A 14,651-nucleotide genomic window follows, 5' to 3' on the forward strand; every position below is an offset into this window, starting at 1 on the left:
GCCAAATCGGGCATCTGAGGCGTTTATTTCACAGGGTTGACCTGTTTTGGCTAGTTACCCGTAGGTATCGCGTGGACCGCGCCCTGGAATTGATCTGGGACCCTTTTTCCAGGAGGGCGCGTTGGGCCCTTGAAAACGGATCGACTCGATGCCGGCATCCGGATACTTCACGGCGATGTGCGTCATGATTTCGACCCGCATCATGCGCAGCTGCGTGGCCCAGGCCGTCGACTCGCACTGCACGGTGAGCACACCCTCGTCGATCCCGGCCGGCGTGGAGTGCTTCGACGTCTCCTCACCGGCGAGTTCGATCCACGATGCCAGCAATTCGGATTGGGCCAGCGGCGAATTCCAGCCGAGCTGCAGGGTCAGGGAATCGATCGTGTCGCCCAATCCGCGCGGATCACGTCCGGCGCCGAAGGGGACACTCGACCCGATTTCTGCCCCCGGACGCCGGCGGGCCCGGATGCGTTTCGCGTTCGGGTCGCCGAAGACATCCTTGAAGCGCAGATAGACGCGGGCGGCCTCGCTCGATTCAGCCATCGACGACCGAGCCGGCATTGATATGGATGGTGTGGGCCGTGAGTTCCTCCGGCACGTCTTCCAGAACCGCGGCGGTGATCAGGACCTGCTCGAATCCGGTGACGGCGGCGGCCAGACGGCGACGACGGGACAGATCCAGTTCGGCGAACACATCGTCCAGGATGAGGACCGGGTCACCGGTCGCGGAGTCGCGACGCAACAGCTCAGCGGAAGCGAGTTTCAAAGCGAGCGCGAAGGACCAGGACTCCCCGTGACTGGCATAACCCTTGGCCGGCAGGGAGTTGAGCATGAAGATCACGTCGTCGCGATGGGGACCGACCAGGGTCATGCCTCGGTCGAGTTCCTTGCGGCGGAGCTCCGCCAGCGCCGTCCGAAACGACTCCCCGGTGGTTGAGCCCGTCGAAACCGAGCCCGTCGAAACCGAACCCGTCGAAACCGAGCCTGACGGAACGGCCTCGCCGGAACCACCCGCCTCGATCGCGGCATCCTCGTCGGCGCCGAGGATGCTGAGCAGAGGCAGCAGCGCCGGCCCGTGGTTTTCGCCTGCGACGGCCTGGTAGGCCGCACCCAGCGGCTCGGCGAGTAGACGAACCAACTCGGCACGCTCATCGATGATCTCGGAGCCGAGAGCCACGAGCCGGTCGTCCCAGATTTCGAGGGTGCCGAGTTGGGTGGTGCGCAGCCCCGAAGCGCGCGCCGATTTCAACAGGGTGTTCCGCTGTCGCAGGACGCGGTCGTAGTCGGCGAGCACGCCGGCCAGACGTGGGGTGCGCAGGACCAGGAGCTGGTCGAGAAAACGTCGACGGCCGGACGGATCACCGCGCACCAGGGCCAGATCCTCGGGTGCGAACAGCACGCTGGAGAAATAGCGCGTCAATTCTCGGGTCTTGATCACCGAACGGTTGACCTGAGCCCGATTCAGTCCCGTGCGGTTGATCTGCACCTCGGCCAGGATCTCACGCCCGTTGTATTCGAGCCGTGCCCGGATGATCCCGGCATCCTGGCCGGCCCGGATCATGGCCGAGGTGTTCGACACCCGATGTGAACTGAGGGTGCTGAGGAATCCCAGTGCCTCGACGAGATTGGTCTTGCCCTGGCCGTTGCGGCCCACGAGCAGGTTGGGTCCCGGCGCGAACGGAACCTCGACTTGCGCATAGTTGCGGAAGTCGGTCAGCGACAGGTGTGTGACCCGCACTCGGGTCAGTCAGCCGTTTTGACGGCGTGGCCACCGAACTGATTGCGCAGGGCTGCGACGGCTTTCATCGCGGGGGAGTCATCCTGACGGGAGACGAAACGGGCGAAGATCGCCGCGCTGATCGTCGGAACGGGGACTGCATTGCTGATGGCCTCTTCGATGGTCCACCGTCCCTCTCCGGAGTCTTCGACGAAACCCTCGATGTTCGCCAACTCGGGGTCTTCTTCCAGAGCACGGACCAGCAATTCGAGCAACCAGGAGCGTACGACGGTTCCGCGTTGCCAGGCTTTGAAGACCCCGGGAACATCGGCGATCAGGTCGTCGCGCTTCTCCAGCAGTTCATAGCCCTCGGCGTATGACTGCATGAGCGCATATTCGATCCCGTTGTGGACCATCTTCGCGTAGTGCCCGGCACCGACCGCCCCGGCATGCACGAAGCTCTCATCCCGCGGGCCCGCCGGGCGCAATGCGTCGAATACGGGCATGGCTCGCTCCACCTGGTCGGCCGACCCGCCGACCATCAGGCCGAAACCGTTGGTCAGCCCCCACACGCCGCCGGAAACGCCGGCGTCGATGTAGTGCACCCCCACGGTGGCCAGCAAGGCCGAGTGGGCGAAATCATCCGTGAAGCGCGAATTGCCACCGTCGATCACGAGGTCGCCGGAGCTCAGCACCGTGGCCAGCTCAGCGATCACGGCATCTGTCACGGCCCCGGCCGGAACCATGATCCATACCAGGCGTGGGGTCGGAAGGGTTTCGATCAGTTCGTTCACCCCGGCAACATCCGAGACGTCAGGGTTCTGGTCGAAACCGGTGACCTCGATCCCGTTCGCCTGAAGCCGAGCGCGCATATTGGCGCCCATTTTGCCCAGGCCGATGATGCCGATGTGCATTGCAGTCCTTCCGAGACTTCTCTAGCGCAACAGCAGGTTGGGCTGGAGCAGGTACTTGTAGCTATCGGCGCCTGCCTGCTCCCGCGAGGTCTGGCTGGTGATGAGCACGGGACCGGGCTTGTTGGGGTTCTCGGTCTTGGTGAACGAGATCCGCACGAATTCGGAATGCACCGCGCCCAGGCCGTCGAGTAAGAACTGCGGTTTGAGCGAAACGACCGTGTCCGTGCCGGACAGGATCGCATCAATGGTCTCGGAGGCCTGGGCCTGCTCGGACCCGACCGCCTCGAGGGTGAGGCCGTCCGCGGTGAACGTGAAACGCAGGGCCGCTTCCCGCTCGAGAACCAGTTGCACGCGGCGGGTGGCCTCGATCAGGTCAGCGGTGTTCATGACCGCGTAGTTGTCCACATTGTCGGGGAAAAGCCGCCGAACGGGCGGGTAGTTTCCCTTGATCAGCAGTGAAGTAACGGTTTTCTTATCGGCCGTGAACGCGATCAGCTCGCGGTCGTCCGTGTTGGTGATCGCGATCGAAATCGTTCCACTGTGGCCGAAGGTCTTTCCGACTTCCTGCAGGGTGCGGGCTGGAACCAAGGCCGTCACAGTGTCGGTCGAGGTTGTGCTGCCCTTGTCCCAGTCGATCTCGCGAACGGCCACGCGGTAGCGGTCGGTGGCTACCAGGCTGAGGCTGTTCTCGGTGATCTGCAGCTGAACCCCGGTGATCACGGGAGTGACGTCGTCGCGGGAGGCGGCCACGGCGACCTGCGCGACTGCAGCCGAGAATTCTTCGGCCGGTACGAGACCGGACTGCGCGCTGACCTGCGGGATACTCGGGTATTCCTCAACGGGCATAGACAGCAGGGTGAAACTGGCGCTGCCGCAGCTGACCGTGATGCGGGACTCGTTGGTCGAGAACCGAACGGGTGCGTTCGGCATCCGGCTCGCGATGTCGGCCAAAAGCCGGCCGGAGACGAGAACTTTGCCGGTTTCTTCCACGTCTGCGGCGATTTCGGTTTGTGCCGAAACCTCATAGTCGAACGAGGAGAGGATCAGGCCGGTTGCCGTCGCCTCGATCAGCACACCGCTCAAAATGGGCAGCGTCGTGCGCTGGGGGAGGAGCTTGACAGCGAAAGAGACGGCTTCACTGAAGACGTCCCGGTTGGCCTGAAATCTCACGAAGTCACTCCTGTTCGGTTTGAGACCTGGATACGGCCTCAATGGTAGTCGTGTTTGGCCGGGCACTTTTTTGTAACCGGCCGGCACTAAAGGTTGTCGGATGGAGAGAGATAGAAGTTAATTGTTAATCTTCTTAACCGGTGTGGAAACTGTGGATAACTATTTGGATCCCGCTTAACGACTGGGAACTACAAACTTGTAACTTGTTGGCAGCCTGTGAGTGTTAATCACCCATCGGTGCCGGGCCGTGATTCGGCCGGAGGGAGTTTGCACAACAACCGCAGGAGTTTCAACAGGTTGTGCCCAGTTGTGTAAACAATTTCCACAGGGTTATCCACAGGTGTGAAAACCGCCGCAAAATGGGTCTTATTTGTAGCGGTGGTTCTGCTTGATGCGGTTTGTGAGCTCCGTCACCTGGTTGTAGATCGACCGGCGCTCTTTCATCAATTCGCTGATTTTCTTGTTGGCGTACATGACCGTGGTGTGGTCGCGGTTGCCGAACAACTGGCCGATCTTGGGCAACGAGAGGTTTGTCAGCTCACGGCAGAGGTACATCGCGATCTGGCGAGCCGTGGCGATCGCCTGAGAACGAGACGACCCGTAGAGGTCATCGACGGACAGCTTGAAGTAGTCGGCGGTGTTGGTGATGATGTCCACCGGCGCGATCACGTTGTCCTCATCGAGAGTGATCAGGTCCTTGAGCACGGTCTGCACCAGGTCCATGTCCACCGGTGTGCGGTTGAGGCTGGCGAAGGCCGTCACTCGAATCAGCGTGCCCTCCAATTCACGGATGTTGGAGGAGACCTTGGACGCCATGAATTCGAGGATGTCGTGCGGAACCTGGAGCTTTTCGCTCTGAGCCTTTTTGCGCAGGATGGCGATGCGGGTTTCGAGGTCGGGAGCCTGGACATCCGTGATCAGACCCCACTCGAAGCGTGAGCGCATCCGGTCTTCGAAACCGGTGAGGTGTTTGGGCGGGAGGTCACTGGTGATGACCACCTGCTTGTTGTGGTCGTGCAGAGTGTTGAAGGTATGGAAGAAGGCTTCCTGGGTTTCCGCCTTGCCCTGCAGGAACTGAATGTCGTCGATCATCAGGATGTCGATGTTGCGGTACCGGGACTGGAATGCGGAGCCGCGGTTGTTCGCGATGGAGTTGATGAAGTCGTTGGTGAATTCCTCCGAGCTGACATAACGCACACGGATGCCGGGGTAGAGGCTCATTGCGTAATGGCCGATGGCGTGCAGCAGGTGTGTTTTGCCGAGGCCAGACGAACCGTAGACGAAGAGTGGGTTGTAGGCCTTCGCCGGTGCCTCCGCCACAGCGACCGCGGCAGCATGAGCGAAGCGGTTGGACTGCCCGATCACGAAGTTGTCGAAACTGTATTTCGAGTTGAGTCGGGTGTCGTGCGGGCGTTCGGGAGAGCTGCTCTCAAAAACCGACTGCGGCGCTGCCGGCGTTTCCACATCAGGGGGAGAGGTGGACTCGTGTACGGGCCTGATCGACTCCTTCTCCAGCTCCGGATTGACGACCACATAGAACGTGGACACCGCGGAGGCCTCATCGAGCTGGCCCATCGCGGTCAGCAAAGGCACCCGCATCCGCTGGTTGAGCATGCTGGCCGTGAACTCGTTCGGGACCTCCAGGTAGAAGGTTCCCGCGGCGATTCCCTTGGGCTCGACTAGATTGAGAAAGCCATACAGCATGGGGGTGATGCTGTCGTCGGATTCCAGACTGGTCAGGACAGACCGCCAGGTATCCGCGATGGGCTGTTCGTCGGTGGCCATGGTTTTTCTCCGCTTTTCTCTCAGTGTTGCCTTCTACAACGACGGAGATCGAGGCGCGGCTCGACTCTGAACGCGTGATCCAGCCAAAGCATCCACAAGGTTATCCACCGCCTGTGGGCAAATAAGCCCCAATTCACAGGGAATGTTGAAAACCTGTGGATAACTTGTCCTCACGGTAGTCAATCACCGCCAGTCAGGCCAAATTCGTTCGCATTTCGTGCGCGTGTCGATGATCCAACTGAACCAAACTGTGTGTAGAACGAGGATTCTGGGAGGTCGAGTTTGACCATCACCGGCCAAAGCCGTAGTTTTAATCAGTTGACCCCAGCCCGAGGGCTACCTCACTCTTTCCCGGCCGCTCAGTTTGGCCTACGGAGATTTAACACGTGGAGACAAAACAATGAGCAAGAGAACTTTTCAGCCGAACAATCGCCGTCGCGCCAAGGTGCACGGCTTCCGCCTTCGCATGAAGACCCGTGCCGGCCGCGCGATTCTCGGTGCTCGCCGTCGCAAGGGTCGCATCGAACTCTCCGCCTAAGCACTCTCGTGCTCGCGGGGGCCCATCGCATCACCACCGGTGACGACTACAAGCTGGTCGTCCGCCGGGGTGTGCGAGTTGTGGGCCCGCATCTGGTGACCTATCTGCGCCGGAATTCCGATGGAGTTTCGGTGCGGTTCGGCTTCATCGTTGCGAAAAACGTGGGCGACGCCGTGCGGCGCAACCGTGTTCGGCGCCGGTTGAAGGCGGCAAGCTTCGATTTGCTGGCCTCAACCCGGCCCGGCACGGATGTCGTCATCCGGGCTTTGCCCTCGGCAACGAATGCACCCTGGTCGACCCTGCATACGGAACTGGCCGAGGCGCTGGAGAAATTCCAGCGCACCTCGGGTTCCTCCCCGGCCGGCAAGACCCAGTCATCGATCCGATCGGCTCGCTGACTGATGAACTGGTTTCTGACCACGCTCATACTCCTCCCGCGGAACGCGGGGGTTCTCGTCCTGCGTGCGTACAGAGCCGTAATTTCCCCGCTCTACGGCGATGTTTGCCGGTACTACCCCTCCTGTTCGGCGTATGCACTCGGCGCTGTTCAGGAATACGGACTCATCGTGGGATCAGCCCGAGCCGCGCTCCGGCTGGGCCGATGCCATCCGTGGGCCGCAGGCGGGATTGATGACGTTCCCCTCAAGCGGAAGCGTCGCTACACCGTGACGTCGTTTGGTTTTGTTATCGCAGCGAGCCACGGAAAGGGCTGACGCAAAGATGGACCTCCTAGGTACGATTCTCTGGCCGCTGAAATGGGTCGTCGAGCTTCTGCTCGTAGCATTCCACTCACTCTTCTCCGCCCTGGGGATGGACTACAACGGCGGTCTGACCTGGGTGCTCTCGATCGTCGGCCTCGTGATCGTGGTGCGGGCCGCCCTGATCCCCATCTTCGTTCGGCAGATCAAAAGCCAGCGCAAGATGCTCGAGGTCGCCCCGCAGCTGAAGAAGATCCAGGACAAGTACAAGGGCAAGAAAGACCAATTCTCGCGTGAGGCCATGTCCCGCGAGACGATGGATCTCTACAAGCGCACGGGCACCAACCCACTGAGCTCCTGCCTGCCCCTGCTGCTGCAGATGCCGATCTTCTTCGCGTTGTTCTCCGTCTTGAACGATGCGCAGCGCAGCCAGGCTGGAGTCGGCCCACTCAACGACGATCTCGCCAAGAGCTTCGGCAACGCCACCCTCTTCGGCGACGCGCCACTGCACGACTCGTTTGCCTCCCAGTGGACTAAAATGCTCGCTGGTCAGGACTTCAATGCCGTGGTCATGTGGATCGCAGCCATCATGGTGGTTTTGATGACCGCCTCGCAGTTCATCACCCAGCTGCAGATCGTCTCCAAGAACATGTCGCCGGAGACCAAGGCCAGCCCCATGTTCAAGCAGCAGCGCATCATGTTGTACCTGCTGCCTCTCGTTTTCGCCTTCTCCGGCGTGGCCTTCCCCCTCGGCGTCATGTTCTACTGGCTGACCTCCAACATCTGGACGATGATCCAGCAGTTCCTGGTCATCCGGAACATGCCCACGCCCGGCAGTGAGGCCGCCAAGGCCCGCGAAGAGCGGTTGGCCCGCAAGGGTAAGCTCATCGCCACGGATGGTGACGTGATTGTGGTTGAAGAGCCCAAGAAACCCCAGCGTCAGCAGCCGATCGCCAAGAATCGTGCCAAGAAGCAAACCGGCCCCAAAAAATAAGAAGAGACCCAACGTGACTGAGAACACTGATGTGATCGCCGCGCCTGGACCGGCGGACGAATCTCCCACTCTCGACCAGCTCGAGCAGGAGGGGGATATCGCCGCAGACTACATCGAGGAGTTCCTCGACATCTGCGATCTCGATGGGGACATCGACATTGATGCCCGCAACGGTCGGGCGTACCTGTCGGTCAACTCCTCGGACGTCGCGAACCTCCGGTTGCTTTCCAAGCCAGAGACGGTCAACGCCCTGCAGGAGCTGACTCGCCTGGCCGTGCAGAACAAGACCGGATCCTTCTCCCGGCTGATCCTCGATATCGGCGGATCCCGAGACGCCCGGCAGTCTGAGCTGGCCTCTCTGGTTGCACGGGCCGTTGAGCGTATCCAGGCCGGCGCCGCCGAGGCTTCCCTGCCGGCCATGTCGTCCTACGAGCGCAAGCTTGTGCACGACCTGGTCTCCGAAGCCGGTTTCGTATCGGAATCCAAGGGTGAGGGCCGAGACCGCCACACGGTTATCTCCCCGGTGTAGCTCTCGCGCCGTGACTGACATTCTTGAGGTTGAACCTGCCGCGGCTGTGGCTCTTTTCGGAGACCGAATCGAGGTGGCGCGCGCATTCGTGCGCAATCTGGCCGCACAGGGTGAGGAACTCGGTCTGATCGGGCCACTTGAGTTACCCCGGCTATGGAGTCGACATATCCTCAATTGTGCGATCGTCGCTCCACTCCTGCGTCCCGGCCTGGTCGGAGACGTGGGTTCCGGGGCCGGTCTGCCGGGCCTGGTCCTTGCGATCGCCCGCCCAGATGTGACTTTTGTGCTGATCGAGCCGATGGAACGCCGGGTTGCCTGGCTCACGAGTCAGGTCACCGCACTGGGTCTGACCAATGCCACCGTGCTGCGGGCCCGCGCGGAAGACGTGCGTCTGCCGCAGCGCCTCGACCAGGTCACTGCACGGGCCGTGAGCGCCTTCCGCACCCTGATCCCACTGACCGCCCCCCTTGTGAAACCCGGGGGCCAACTGGTGTTGATGAAGGGCGCGGGGGCACCGGCAGAGATTGAAGCCGCCGCGAAGGCCATCCGTAAGTTCCGTCTGAGCAATGTCGAGGTGATCACGCTCGGTGACGGTGTGCTGCAGGACGTGACCCGGGTCATAAGGGCTACAGTGGATTAGTCCCCGGTGTCGGCTTTCTGTCAGTGGTGAGACACAACCGGAGCCCCTGCGGGATGGCTCATCAATCGTCGAACGCGAAGGTTTCACGTGAAACAACCTGGCGAAGACCAGCAATTGAGCAAGACGGCAACGGGGTTTGACGATACGACTCCGCTCGCCCGGGAGATTTCGGACCTGACCCGGCGCCGGCAGCGGATCGCGGCGGATCAGCTGCCGAAGCCGGAGAAGACGCGTGTCATCACCATCTCGAACCAGAAGGGTGGTGTCGGTAAGACCACCACGGCGGTCAACCTCGCCGCGGCGCTGGCCCGCCAGGGCGCCCGCGTCCTGGTGATCGACCTCGACCCGCAAGGCAACGCCTCCACGGCGTTGGGTGTCGAGCATCGTGCGGAGACGCCGAGCGTCTACGACGTGATCGTCAACGATCTTGAGATGGCCACGGTTGTACAGAACAGCCCCGAATTCGGGTCGCTGTTCTGCGTGCCGGCGACCATTCACCTCGCGGGTGCTGAGATCGAGCTGGTGTCGCTCGTGGCGCGCGAACAGAGGCTGAATCGCGCCCTCGAATTGCACCTGAAGACGATGGACGATCCGTACGACTACGTATTCATCGACTGCCCACCGTCTCTCGGCCTTCTCACGATCAACGCGTTCGTCGCGGCGCGCGAGGTGCTGATTCCGATCCAGTGTGAGTACTACGCCCTCGAGGGTTTGAGTCAACTGCTCAAGAATATCGAGTTGATCGAGAAGCACCTGAACCCGGAACTCGCCGTTTCCACGATCCTGCTCACGATGTACGACAGCCGCACCAACCTCGCCAATCATGTGGCTCAGGATGTGCGCGAGCACTTCCCGAAGCAGGTCCTGAATACCTTGATTCCCCGGTCTGTGCGCGTTTCTGAGGCGCCGAGCTATGGTCAGAGCGTGATCAGCTACGACCTCAACTCCGCAGGATCGCTCTCCTACCTCGAAGCAGCGGCAGAAATCGCCCGTCGGGGCGCCCCTCAGACAGGAGTCGTACTCTAATGGCAAAACGGACTGGGCTCGGCCGTGGGATCGGCGCACTGATCCCCATCCAGGATGACCCGACACAGGCGCGCCCGGTCGACGTCTTCTTCCCCTATTCCGACGCGGTCAAGCCGAATGAGAACGTCGGCCTGCTGCCCGTTCCCGGGGCCCGCCTGGCGCATCTGAATCCGAACGATATCGTTCCGAACCACGTGCAACCGCGAAATGTCTTCGACGAAACAGATCTGGCCGAGCTGGTGCGCAGCATCAGGGAAGTCGGCGTCCTGCAGCCGATCGTGGTGCGGTCCATCGTTGAGCAACCGGGCAAGTACGAACTCGTCATGGGGGAGCGGCGCCTGCGCGCCACCAAGGAGGCGGGTCTCGCCACCATTCCCGCCATCATCCGCGAGACGGCGGATGTCGACATGTTGCGGGATGCGCTGCTGGAGAACCTGCACCGAGCACAGTTGAACCCTTTGGAAGAGGCCTCGGCATATCAGCAGCTTCTCGCGGACTTCGGTATCACCCAGGAGGAGTTGGCGCTCAAAATCGGCCGCTCGCGTCCGCAGATCACGAATACCATTCGTCTGCTCAAGCTTCCGGAGTCCGTTCAGCTTCGTGTCGCCGCCGGCGTTCTCTCGGCAGGTCACGCGCGCGCCATCCTGTCGGTCGTCGACCCGGTCGGCATGTTGAAGCTCGCGGACAAGATCGTCAACGAAGACCTGTCCGTGCGGGCAGCGGAGGCCGCTGCGGCGACCACACCGCGGATTGCGCCGGTCAAACCGATCGGCGGGCGCCGACAGGGTCACCTCGATGAGATCGCCGAGCACCTCGGGGATCGCCTCGACACTCGCGTCAAGATTCACCTGGGTGCACGAAAAGGCCAGATCACGGTTGATTTCGCCACCATTGGCGACCTCAATCGGATTCTCGGCGTGATCGGCGAGCCCGGCTTCGGAGCCAGCTAGCCCGACTCCGCCACACCCGTGTCCTCGGACCGGGGGAGGCCCGTCGGTGCTCGACCCTGTCGGTGGTCGAGCCTGTCGAGACCCTGAGTCCCTCGGTGGTCGAGCCTGTCGAGACCCTGAGTCCCTCGGTGGTCGAGCTTGTCGAGACCCTCTGTCCCTCGGTGGTCGAGCCTGTCGAGACCCTCTGTCCCGTGTGTGGTCTACCCCGTCGGAGGTCGAGCCGGTCAAGACTCGTTCGCTTGTTTCACGTGAAACATCAATTCTGTGTCCTCGCGAGATCGGTCGCACCGCTCGGTGGTCGAGCCTGTCGAGACCCGCGGAGTGAACCGCCAGGGTCTCCCGGTGTGATTCTTCGAGTATTCACAGCGGCGTCGATTCAGCAGCCTTTCAATGTGACGCCAGAAATGCATGCAAAACGGAACATTTCGCGTCACCAGGAAGCATCCTAAGCATCTTTGAAGCACTTCGAATTTTCGGAAATCACCTCTGCGAGGCTCAAATTTAATCCATTTCGGGTTCACGAGGGCACGACTGTCCACATCGATTGTTCAGTGTGGTGTGGCTTGGAGGCAGATTTGTCGGTGACGAGGTCTCGACAAGCTCGACCCCCGAAACGCAATGACTTCCAAAAAACCGGTGGTCGAGCCTGTCGAGACCGTGCAAGGTACGTCGTGCGGTGATCCCGGCGGTGGTCGAGCCTGTCGAGACCGTGCAAGGCACGTCGTGCGGTGATCCCGCGGTGGTCGAGCCTGTCGAGACCGAAGCTGTCGCACCAGTTGCGGTGTCAGACCGCGACGTGGCCTCCGACCCGCAATTGGCCACTGTCCCTGCGCAACCGAGACGCACGAGTTCAGTGCATGTTTCACGTGAAACCTTGTCGCGTCGGTGCATGCTGCTTCAAGAGCATCCACTCACCCAGTGCTGCTCATCGCGGGAGAAGGATTCCCGTCCGCTCACCGAGCGAAGACGACTTGGACCAGCCCCCGGGTGCATTCGGTCGAGTCTCATAAGGGTGGGTTGTCGTTCGTGGCCCTTATGCCCGCGCTCGTGGAGAGAGGTAGTGCACGCGTCGCGTGAGGTAGGTACCCGGACTCTCCGGAAGTGAGGATCCGGCCGCGATCTAGTAGCTGTCTCAAGTGGACAGGTAGTTCTGCTCGCTAGCGGGCAATGACTGGAATCGACGGGGACGACTGGCGACCTGGGGCGACGTGGGTGTGTTTCACGTGAAACATGAGAGTTCAAGGGGCCGAGGAGTCGGAATTGTCTTCCAAAGCGGACCCACTGAGTGCTCGTTTCGTTTCAAACCGATGATTGCAATGCTTCCGGACGTCGCTAATTCTGCCCTGTCTCCTTGTGACGCGCAGTGTGTTGAATGTCAACCGGGGTGGATCCTGGATGCGTGGCGGGCGGGCGGGAGCAGGTCAGGTCGGTCGATTTCAGACCTGAAGCCCGTTCTCTACTGCTCACAGTGCGCAGATCGTGCGTAGTTCCTGCGGTCAAACGGTGTCGGGTGGTAGGCCGGCGGATCCGTAGATCTCTACGGACGTCTGGTCTCCGATGCCGTCCGCGATCGGGGAGCCCTGCTGGAGCCCAACGGCCATCCGTCATGGTGGCGATAGGCAGGTGAATGCCCACGCGGATCATGATCTCGAGGGTGAGTCAGGTGGTGAGTGTCAACACAATGGCTGTGACGCGATACCGAGCAACATGACCACAGTGGGTGGAACGGTGCGGAGTGCGGTGCGCCGAGTGTTTCACGTGAAACGGTCGAGTGTGCGGTTGTAGGTCGGCTTGACGGACACTGCGTCGGGGGAGTAGCTGCGCCTGTTCACGTGAATTATCGATTGATCCGGCTCAAGGGTCGTGTGGGATGCGTTAATACCGGTCAGGAGTTCAGTCGACAGCCTCAACGCCGCTGCTGCCCAGCCGTGCCGTGCGGCTCAGTGTGGGGAGTTCATCAGCGCGACCTTCGATGAGGGCCCTGCGCTTTCGACGGCTCCATCCCTGAACCTGCTTCTCGCGCGCGAACGCATCCTTGATCATGTAGTACTCCTCAAGATATCGGAGCTCCACCGGGCAGCGCGTACGGGTGTATTCCGCGCCCTCGCCAGCGTTGTGCTGTGATAATCGACGTTCGATGTTCCACGTGCTACCGACGTAGTAGGAGCCGTCTGAGCACTCGAGGATGTACATATATGGCATGGGGACCATCTTGGCTGCGACGGTGGGGAAGATTCGGGCGGGCTGCGGGTGTGGGGCAACATGGCGGAGTGTTGGCGTGGGGGAGGAGATGTGGAGCAGCTGTCGAAGCGTGATGGTCCCAATGGTCCCACCCGTGGAGCCGACTCAGAGGTGAGCGGTTGTGTGAGGTGAGGCTTCGACAAGCGCGACTGGGGCGAGCGGGGAGGGGTCTCGACAAGCTCGACCACCGTGGCGTGCGGTCTGGTGGGTGGGTCTCGACAAGCTCGACCACCGTGGGTGCACGACCTGCGTGGGTACTCGACCGGCGTGGGGGTGGCGTGGCCGGCGTCAGAGGGAGGGGGTCTCGACAAGCTCGACCACCGTGGGTACGAGACCACCGTGGGTGCGAGACCACCGTGGGTGCGAGACCACCGTGGGTGCGAGACCACCGTGGGGGCGACTGGGGGACGGGTCTCGACAGGCTCGACCACCGGGGCAACGGGGTGCGTGTTTCACGTGAAACACGGCGGATTGGGGGAGTTTTAAGCGTCGGCGATGGCCGCGCGGGCGAGCGCGTCGTAGACGGCGCCGAGGGACTGCCCGGAGGCTTCGATGCACTGGGGGACCAGGGATGTCTCAGTCAAACCGGGGAGGACATTCGCCTCCAGGAACCACGGCACTCCGTCCGCGTCCACGATCAGGTCGATGCGGGAGATGTGCCGGAGCCCGAGCAGGGTGTGAATGGCGATCGCGGTCTCCGCCACCAGGTCGGCGATCTGGTCGTGAATACGAGCCGGAGTGTAGAACAAGGTCTCTCCTGCGTTGTACCGAGCCTCGAAGCTGTACACACCGTCGATGGGGACGATTTCCACGGCGGGGAGGGCGACGGGGCCGTCGCCGATGTCAATCACGGTCACAGCGAGCTCAGTGCCCTCGACCTTCTCTTCAACGAGCGCGACGGTGGCGTAGGTATAGGCATCGACCATGGCCCGGGGCAGCCCGGCGGCGGTGTCGATGATACTGACTCCCTGGGCCGAGCCGCCTTCGGCGGGCTTCACCACAAGCGGCGTGGGTAGTGCGGTGAGCAGGTGCTCCAGAACACTCGCGGCACCGAGATCGCGGAATGTCTCGGTGGACAGGGCGATCGAGTCCGGGGTCGAATACCCGGCCCGGCGCACGAGCTCCTTGGCGATGGGCTTGGACCAGGCCAGACGTGCGGGGCCGCCGCGTGAACCTACGTGGGGGATCCCCGTGGTCTCGAGGAGGGCCAGGAGGGCTCCGTCCTCGCCGGTCGCCCCGTGCACGACCGGCCAGACCACGTCAGGCTTGCGCCTGGTCAGGTCGGCGAGCAGACCGGCCTGGGGATCGAGCAGGGTGACGGTGTGACCGAGGCCCGTCAAGGCATCCGCGACCCGTCGTCCCGATCGAAGCGACACGTCTCGCTCATGCGAGATCCCACCGGCGAGAACAACGATATCAAGGGGTAAAAAATTGCTCATGATCAGGGTT

Annotated in this window: 15 protein-coding genes; 8 read left to right on the forward strand and 7 right to left on the reverse strand. The window is 61.9% G+C overall.

The window, feature by feature from the left end:
• Positions 1 to 54: 54 nt before the first annotated feature.
• The 5 genes from E3T49_RS09060 to dnaA all read right to left on the reverse strand — a co-directional run bounded on the left by E3T49_RS09060 (position 55) and on the right by dnaA (position 5,586).
• The gene (locus tag E3T49_RS09060) at positions 55 to 543 is read right to left on the reverse strand and encodes a DciA family protein (RefSeq protein WP_241972730.1); all 489 of its coding nucleotides are present in this window, start codon (positions 541 to 543) and stop codon (positions 55 to 57) included.
• Complete coding sequence (gene recF, locus E3T49_RS09065; RefSeq protein ID WP_134424609.1) at positions 536 to 1,738, reverse strand: DNA replication/repair protein RecF; 1,203 nt, start codon at positions 1,736 to 1,738, stop codon at positions 536 to 538. The genes E3T49_RS09060 and recF overlap by 8 nt, the downstream gene beginning before the upstream one ends.
• Before the next feature lie 5 nt (positions 1,739 to 1,743).
• On the reverse strand, positions 1,744 to 2,631 hold the full coding sequence (gene gnd / locus E3T49_RS09070) for a phosphogluconate dehydrogenase (NAD(+)-dependent, decarboxylating) (RefSeq protein WP_134424610.1): 888 nt from the start codon (positions 2,629 to 2,631) through the stop codon (positions 1,744 to 1,746).
• A gap of 21 nt (positions 2,632 to 2,652) precedes the next feature.
• Positions 2,653 to 3,801, reverse strand: a complete 1,149-nt coding sequence (dnaN, locus tag E3T49_RS09075; RefSeq protein WP_134424611.1) for a DNA polymerase III subunit beta — start codon at positions 3,799 to 3,801, stop codon at positions 2,653 to 2,655.
• 366 nt (positions 3,802 to 4,167) lie between these two features.
• Positions 4,168 to 5,586, reverse strand: coding sequence for a chromosomal replication initiator protein DnaA (dnaA, locus tag E3T49_RS09080; RefSeq protein ID WP_134424612.1), 1,419 nt, complete (start codon positions 5,584 to 5,586; stop codon positions 4,168 to 4,170).
• Positions 5,587 to 5,986: 400 nt separating this feature from the next.
• On the opposite strand from dnaA, the gene rpmH reads away from it, so the two are divergent.
• From rpmH to E3T49_RS09120, 8 genes are all read left to right on the forward strand, one after another.
• Complete coding sequence (rpmH, locus tag E3T49_RS09085; RefSeq protein WP_104100646.1) at positions 5,987 to 6,124, forward strand: 50S ribosomal protein L34; 138 nt, start codon at positions 5,987 to 5,989, stop codon at positions 6,122 to 6,124.
• Positions 6,125 to 6,132: 8 nt separating this feature from the next.
• The gene (gene rnpA / locus E3T49_RS09090; protein WP_134424613.1) at positions 6,133 to 6,522 is read left to right on the forward strand and encodes a ribonuclease P protein component; all 390 of its coding nucleotides are present in this window, start codon (positions 6,133 to 6,135) and stop codon (positions 6,520 to 6,522) included.
• 3 nt (positions 6,523 to 6,525) lie between these two features.
• Positions 6,526 to 6,837, forward strand: a complete 312-nt coding sequence (yidD, locus tag E3T49_RS09095) for a membrane protein insertion efficiency factor YidD (RefSeq protein ID WP_134424614.1) — start codon at positions 6,526 to 6,528, stop codon at positions 6,835 to 6,837.
• Positions 6,838 to 6,844: 7 nt separating this feature from the next.
• Complete coding sequence (yidC, locus tag E3T49_RS09100) at positions 6,845 to 7,816, forward strand: membrane protein insertase YidC (protein WP_134424615.1); 972 nt, start codon at positions 6,845 to 6,847, stop codon at positions 7,814 to 7,816.
• Between the two features lie 31 nt (positions 7,817 to 7,847).
• Positions 7,848 to 8,345 (forward strand): Jag family protein, encoded by a 498-nt coding sequence (locus E3T49_RS09105; RefSeq protein WP_241972744.1) that lies wholly within the window; start codon positions 7,848 to 7,850, stop codon positions 8,343 to 8,345.
• 10 nt (positions 8,346 to 8,355) lie between these two features.
• A complete protein-coding gene (gene rsmG / locus E3T49_RS09110; RefSeq protein WP_134424617.1) occupies positions 8,356 to 8,985 on the forward strand; it encodes a 16S rRNA (guanine(527)-N(7))-methyltransferase RsmG in 630 nt (209 codons plus the stop codon).
• An 87-nt stretch (positions 8,986 to 9,072) separates the two neighbouring features.
• Positions 9,073 to 10,011, forward strand: a complete 939-nt coding sequence (locus tag E3T49_RS09115) for a ParA family protein (RefSeq protein WP_134424618.1) — start codon at positions 9,073 to 9,075, stop codon at positions 10,009 to 10,011.
• Positions 10,011 to 10,961, forward strand: a complete 951-nt coding sequence (locus tag E3T49_RS09120; protein ID WP_134424619.1) for a ParB/RepB/Spo0J family partition protein — start codon at positions 10,011 to 10,013, stop codon at positions 10,959 to 10,961. The genes E3T49_RS09115 and E3T49_RS09120 overlap by 1 nt, the downstream gene beginning before the upstream one ends.
• Before the next feature lie 1,893 nt (positions 10,962 to 12,854).
• On the opposite strand, the gene E3T49_RS09125 is transcribed toward E3T49_RS09120, so the two are convergent.
• Both E3T49_RS09125 and E3T49_RS09130 read right to left on the reverse strand, forming a co-directional pair.
• Positions 12,855 to 13,154 (reverse strand): GIY-YIG nuclease family protein, encoded by a 300-nt coding sequence (locus E3T49_RS09125; RefSeq protein WP_241972731.1) that lies wholly within the window; start codon positions 13,152 to 13,154, stop codon positions 12,855 to 12,857.
• 530 nt (positions 13,155 to 13,684) lie between these two features.
• Positions 13,685 to 14,641, reverse strand: coding sequence for a D-alanine--D-alanine ligase family protein (locus E3T49_RS09130; protein ID WP_134424621.1), 957 nt, complete (start codon positions 14,639 to 14,641; stop codon positions 13,685 to 13,687).
• Positions 14,642 to 14,651: the final 10 nt, after the last annotated feature.

The sequence above is a fragment of the Cryobacterium cryoconiti genome (assembly GCF_004403065.1).
Lineage (GTDB): Bacteria > Actinomycetota > Actinomycetes > Actinomycetales > Microbacteriaceae > Cryobacterium > Cryobacterium cryoconiti.

Coding starts and splice junctions, on each gene's coding strand:
- E3T49_RS09060 (WP_241972730.1), bottom strand. CDS start 543: ATGGCTGAATCGAGCGAGGCCGCCCGCGTCTATCTGCGCTTCAAGGAT.
- gnd (WP_134424610.1), bottom strand. CDS start 2,631: ATGCACATCGGCATCATCGGCCTGGGCAAAATGGGCGCCAATATGCGC.
- dnaA (WP_134424612.1), bottom strand. CDS start 5,586: ATGGCCACCGACGAACAGCCCATCGCGGATACCTGGCGGTCTGTCCTG.
- rpmH (WP_104100646.1), top strand. CDS start 5,987: ATGAGCAAGAGAACTTTTCAGCCGAACAATCGCCGTCGCGCCAAGGTG.
- yidD (WP_134424614.1), top strand. CDS start 6,526: ATGAACTGGTTTCTGACCACGCTCATACTCCTCCCGCGGAACGCGGGG.
- yidC (WP_134424615.1), top strand. CDS start 6,845: ATGGACCTCCTAGGTACGATTCTCTGGCCGCTGAAATGGGTCGTCGAG.
- E3T49_RS09120 (WP_134424619.1), top strand. CDS start 10,011: ATGGCAAAACGGACTGGGCTCGGCCGTGGGATCGGCGCACTGATCCCC.
- E3T49_RS09125 (WP_241972731.1), bottom strand. CDS start 13,154: ATGTACATCCTCGAGTGCTCAGACGGCTCCTACTACGTCGGTAGCACG.
- E3T49_RS09130 (WP_134424621.1), bottom strand. CDS start 14,641: ATGAGCAATTTTTTACCCCTTGATATCGTTGTTCTCGCCGGTGGGATC.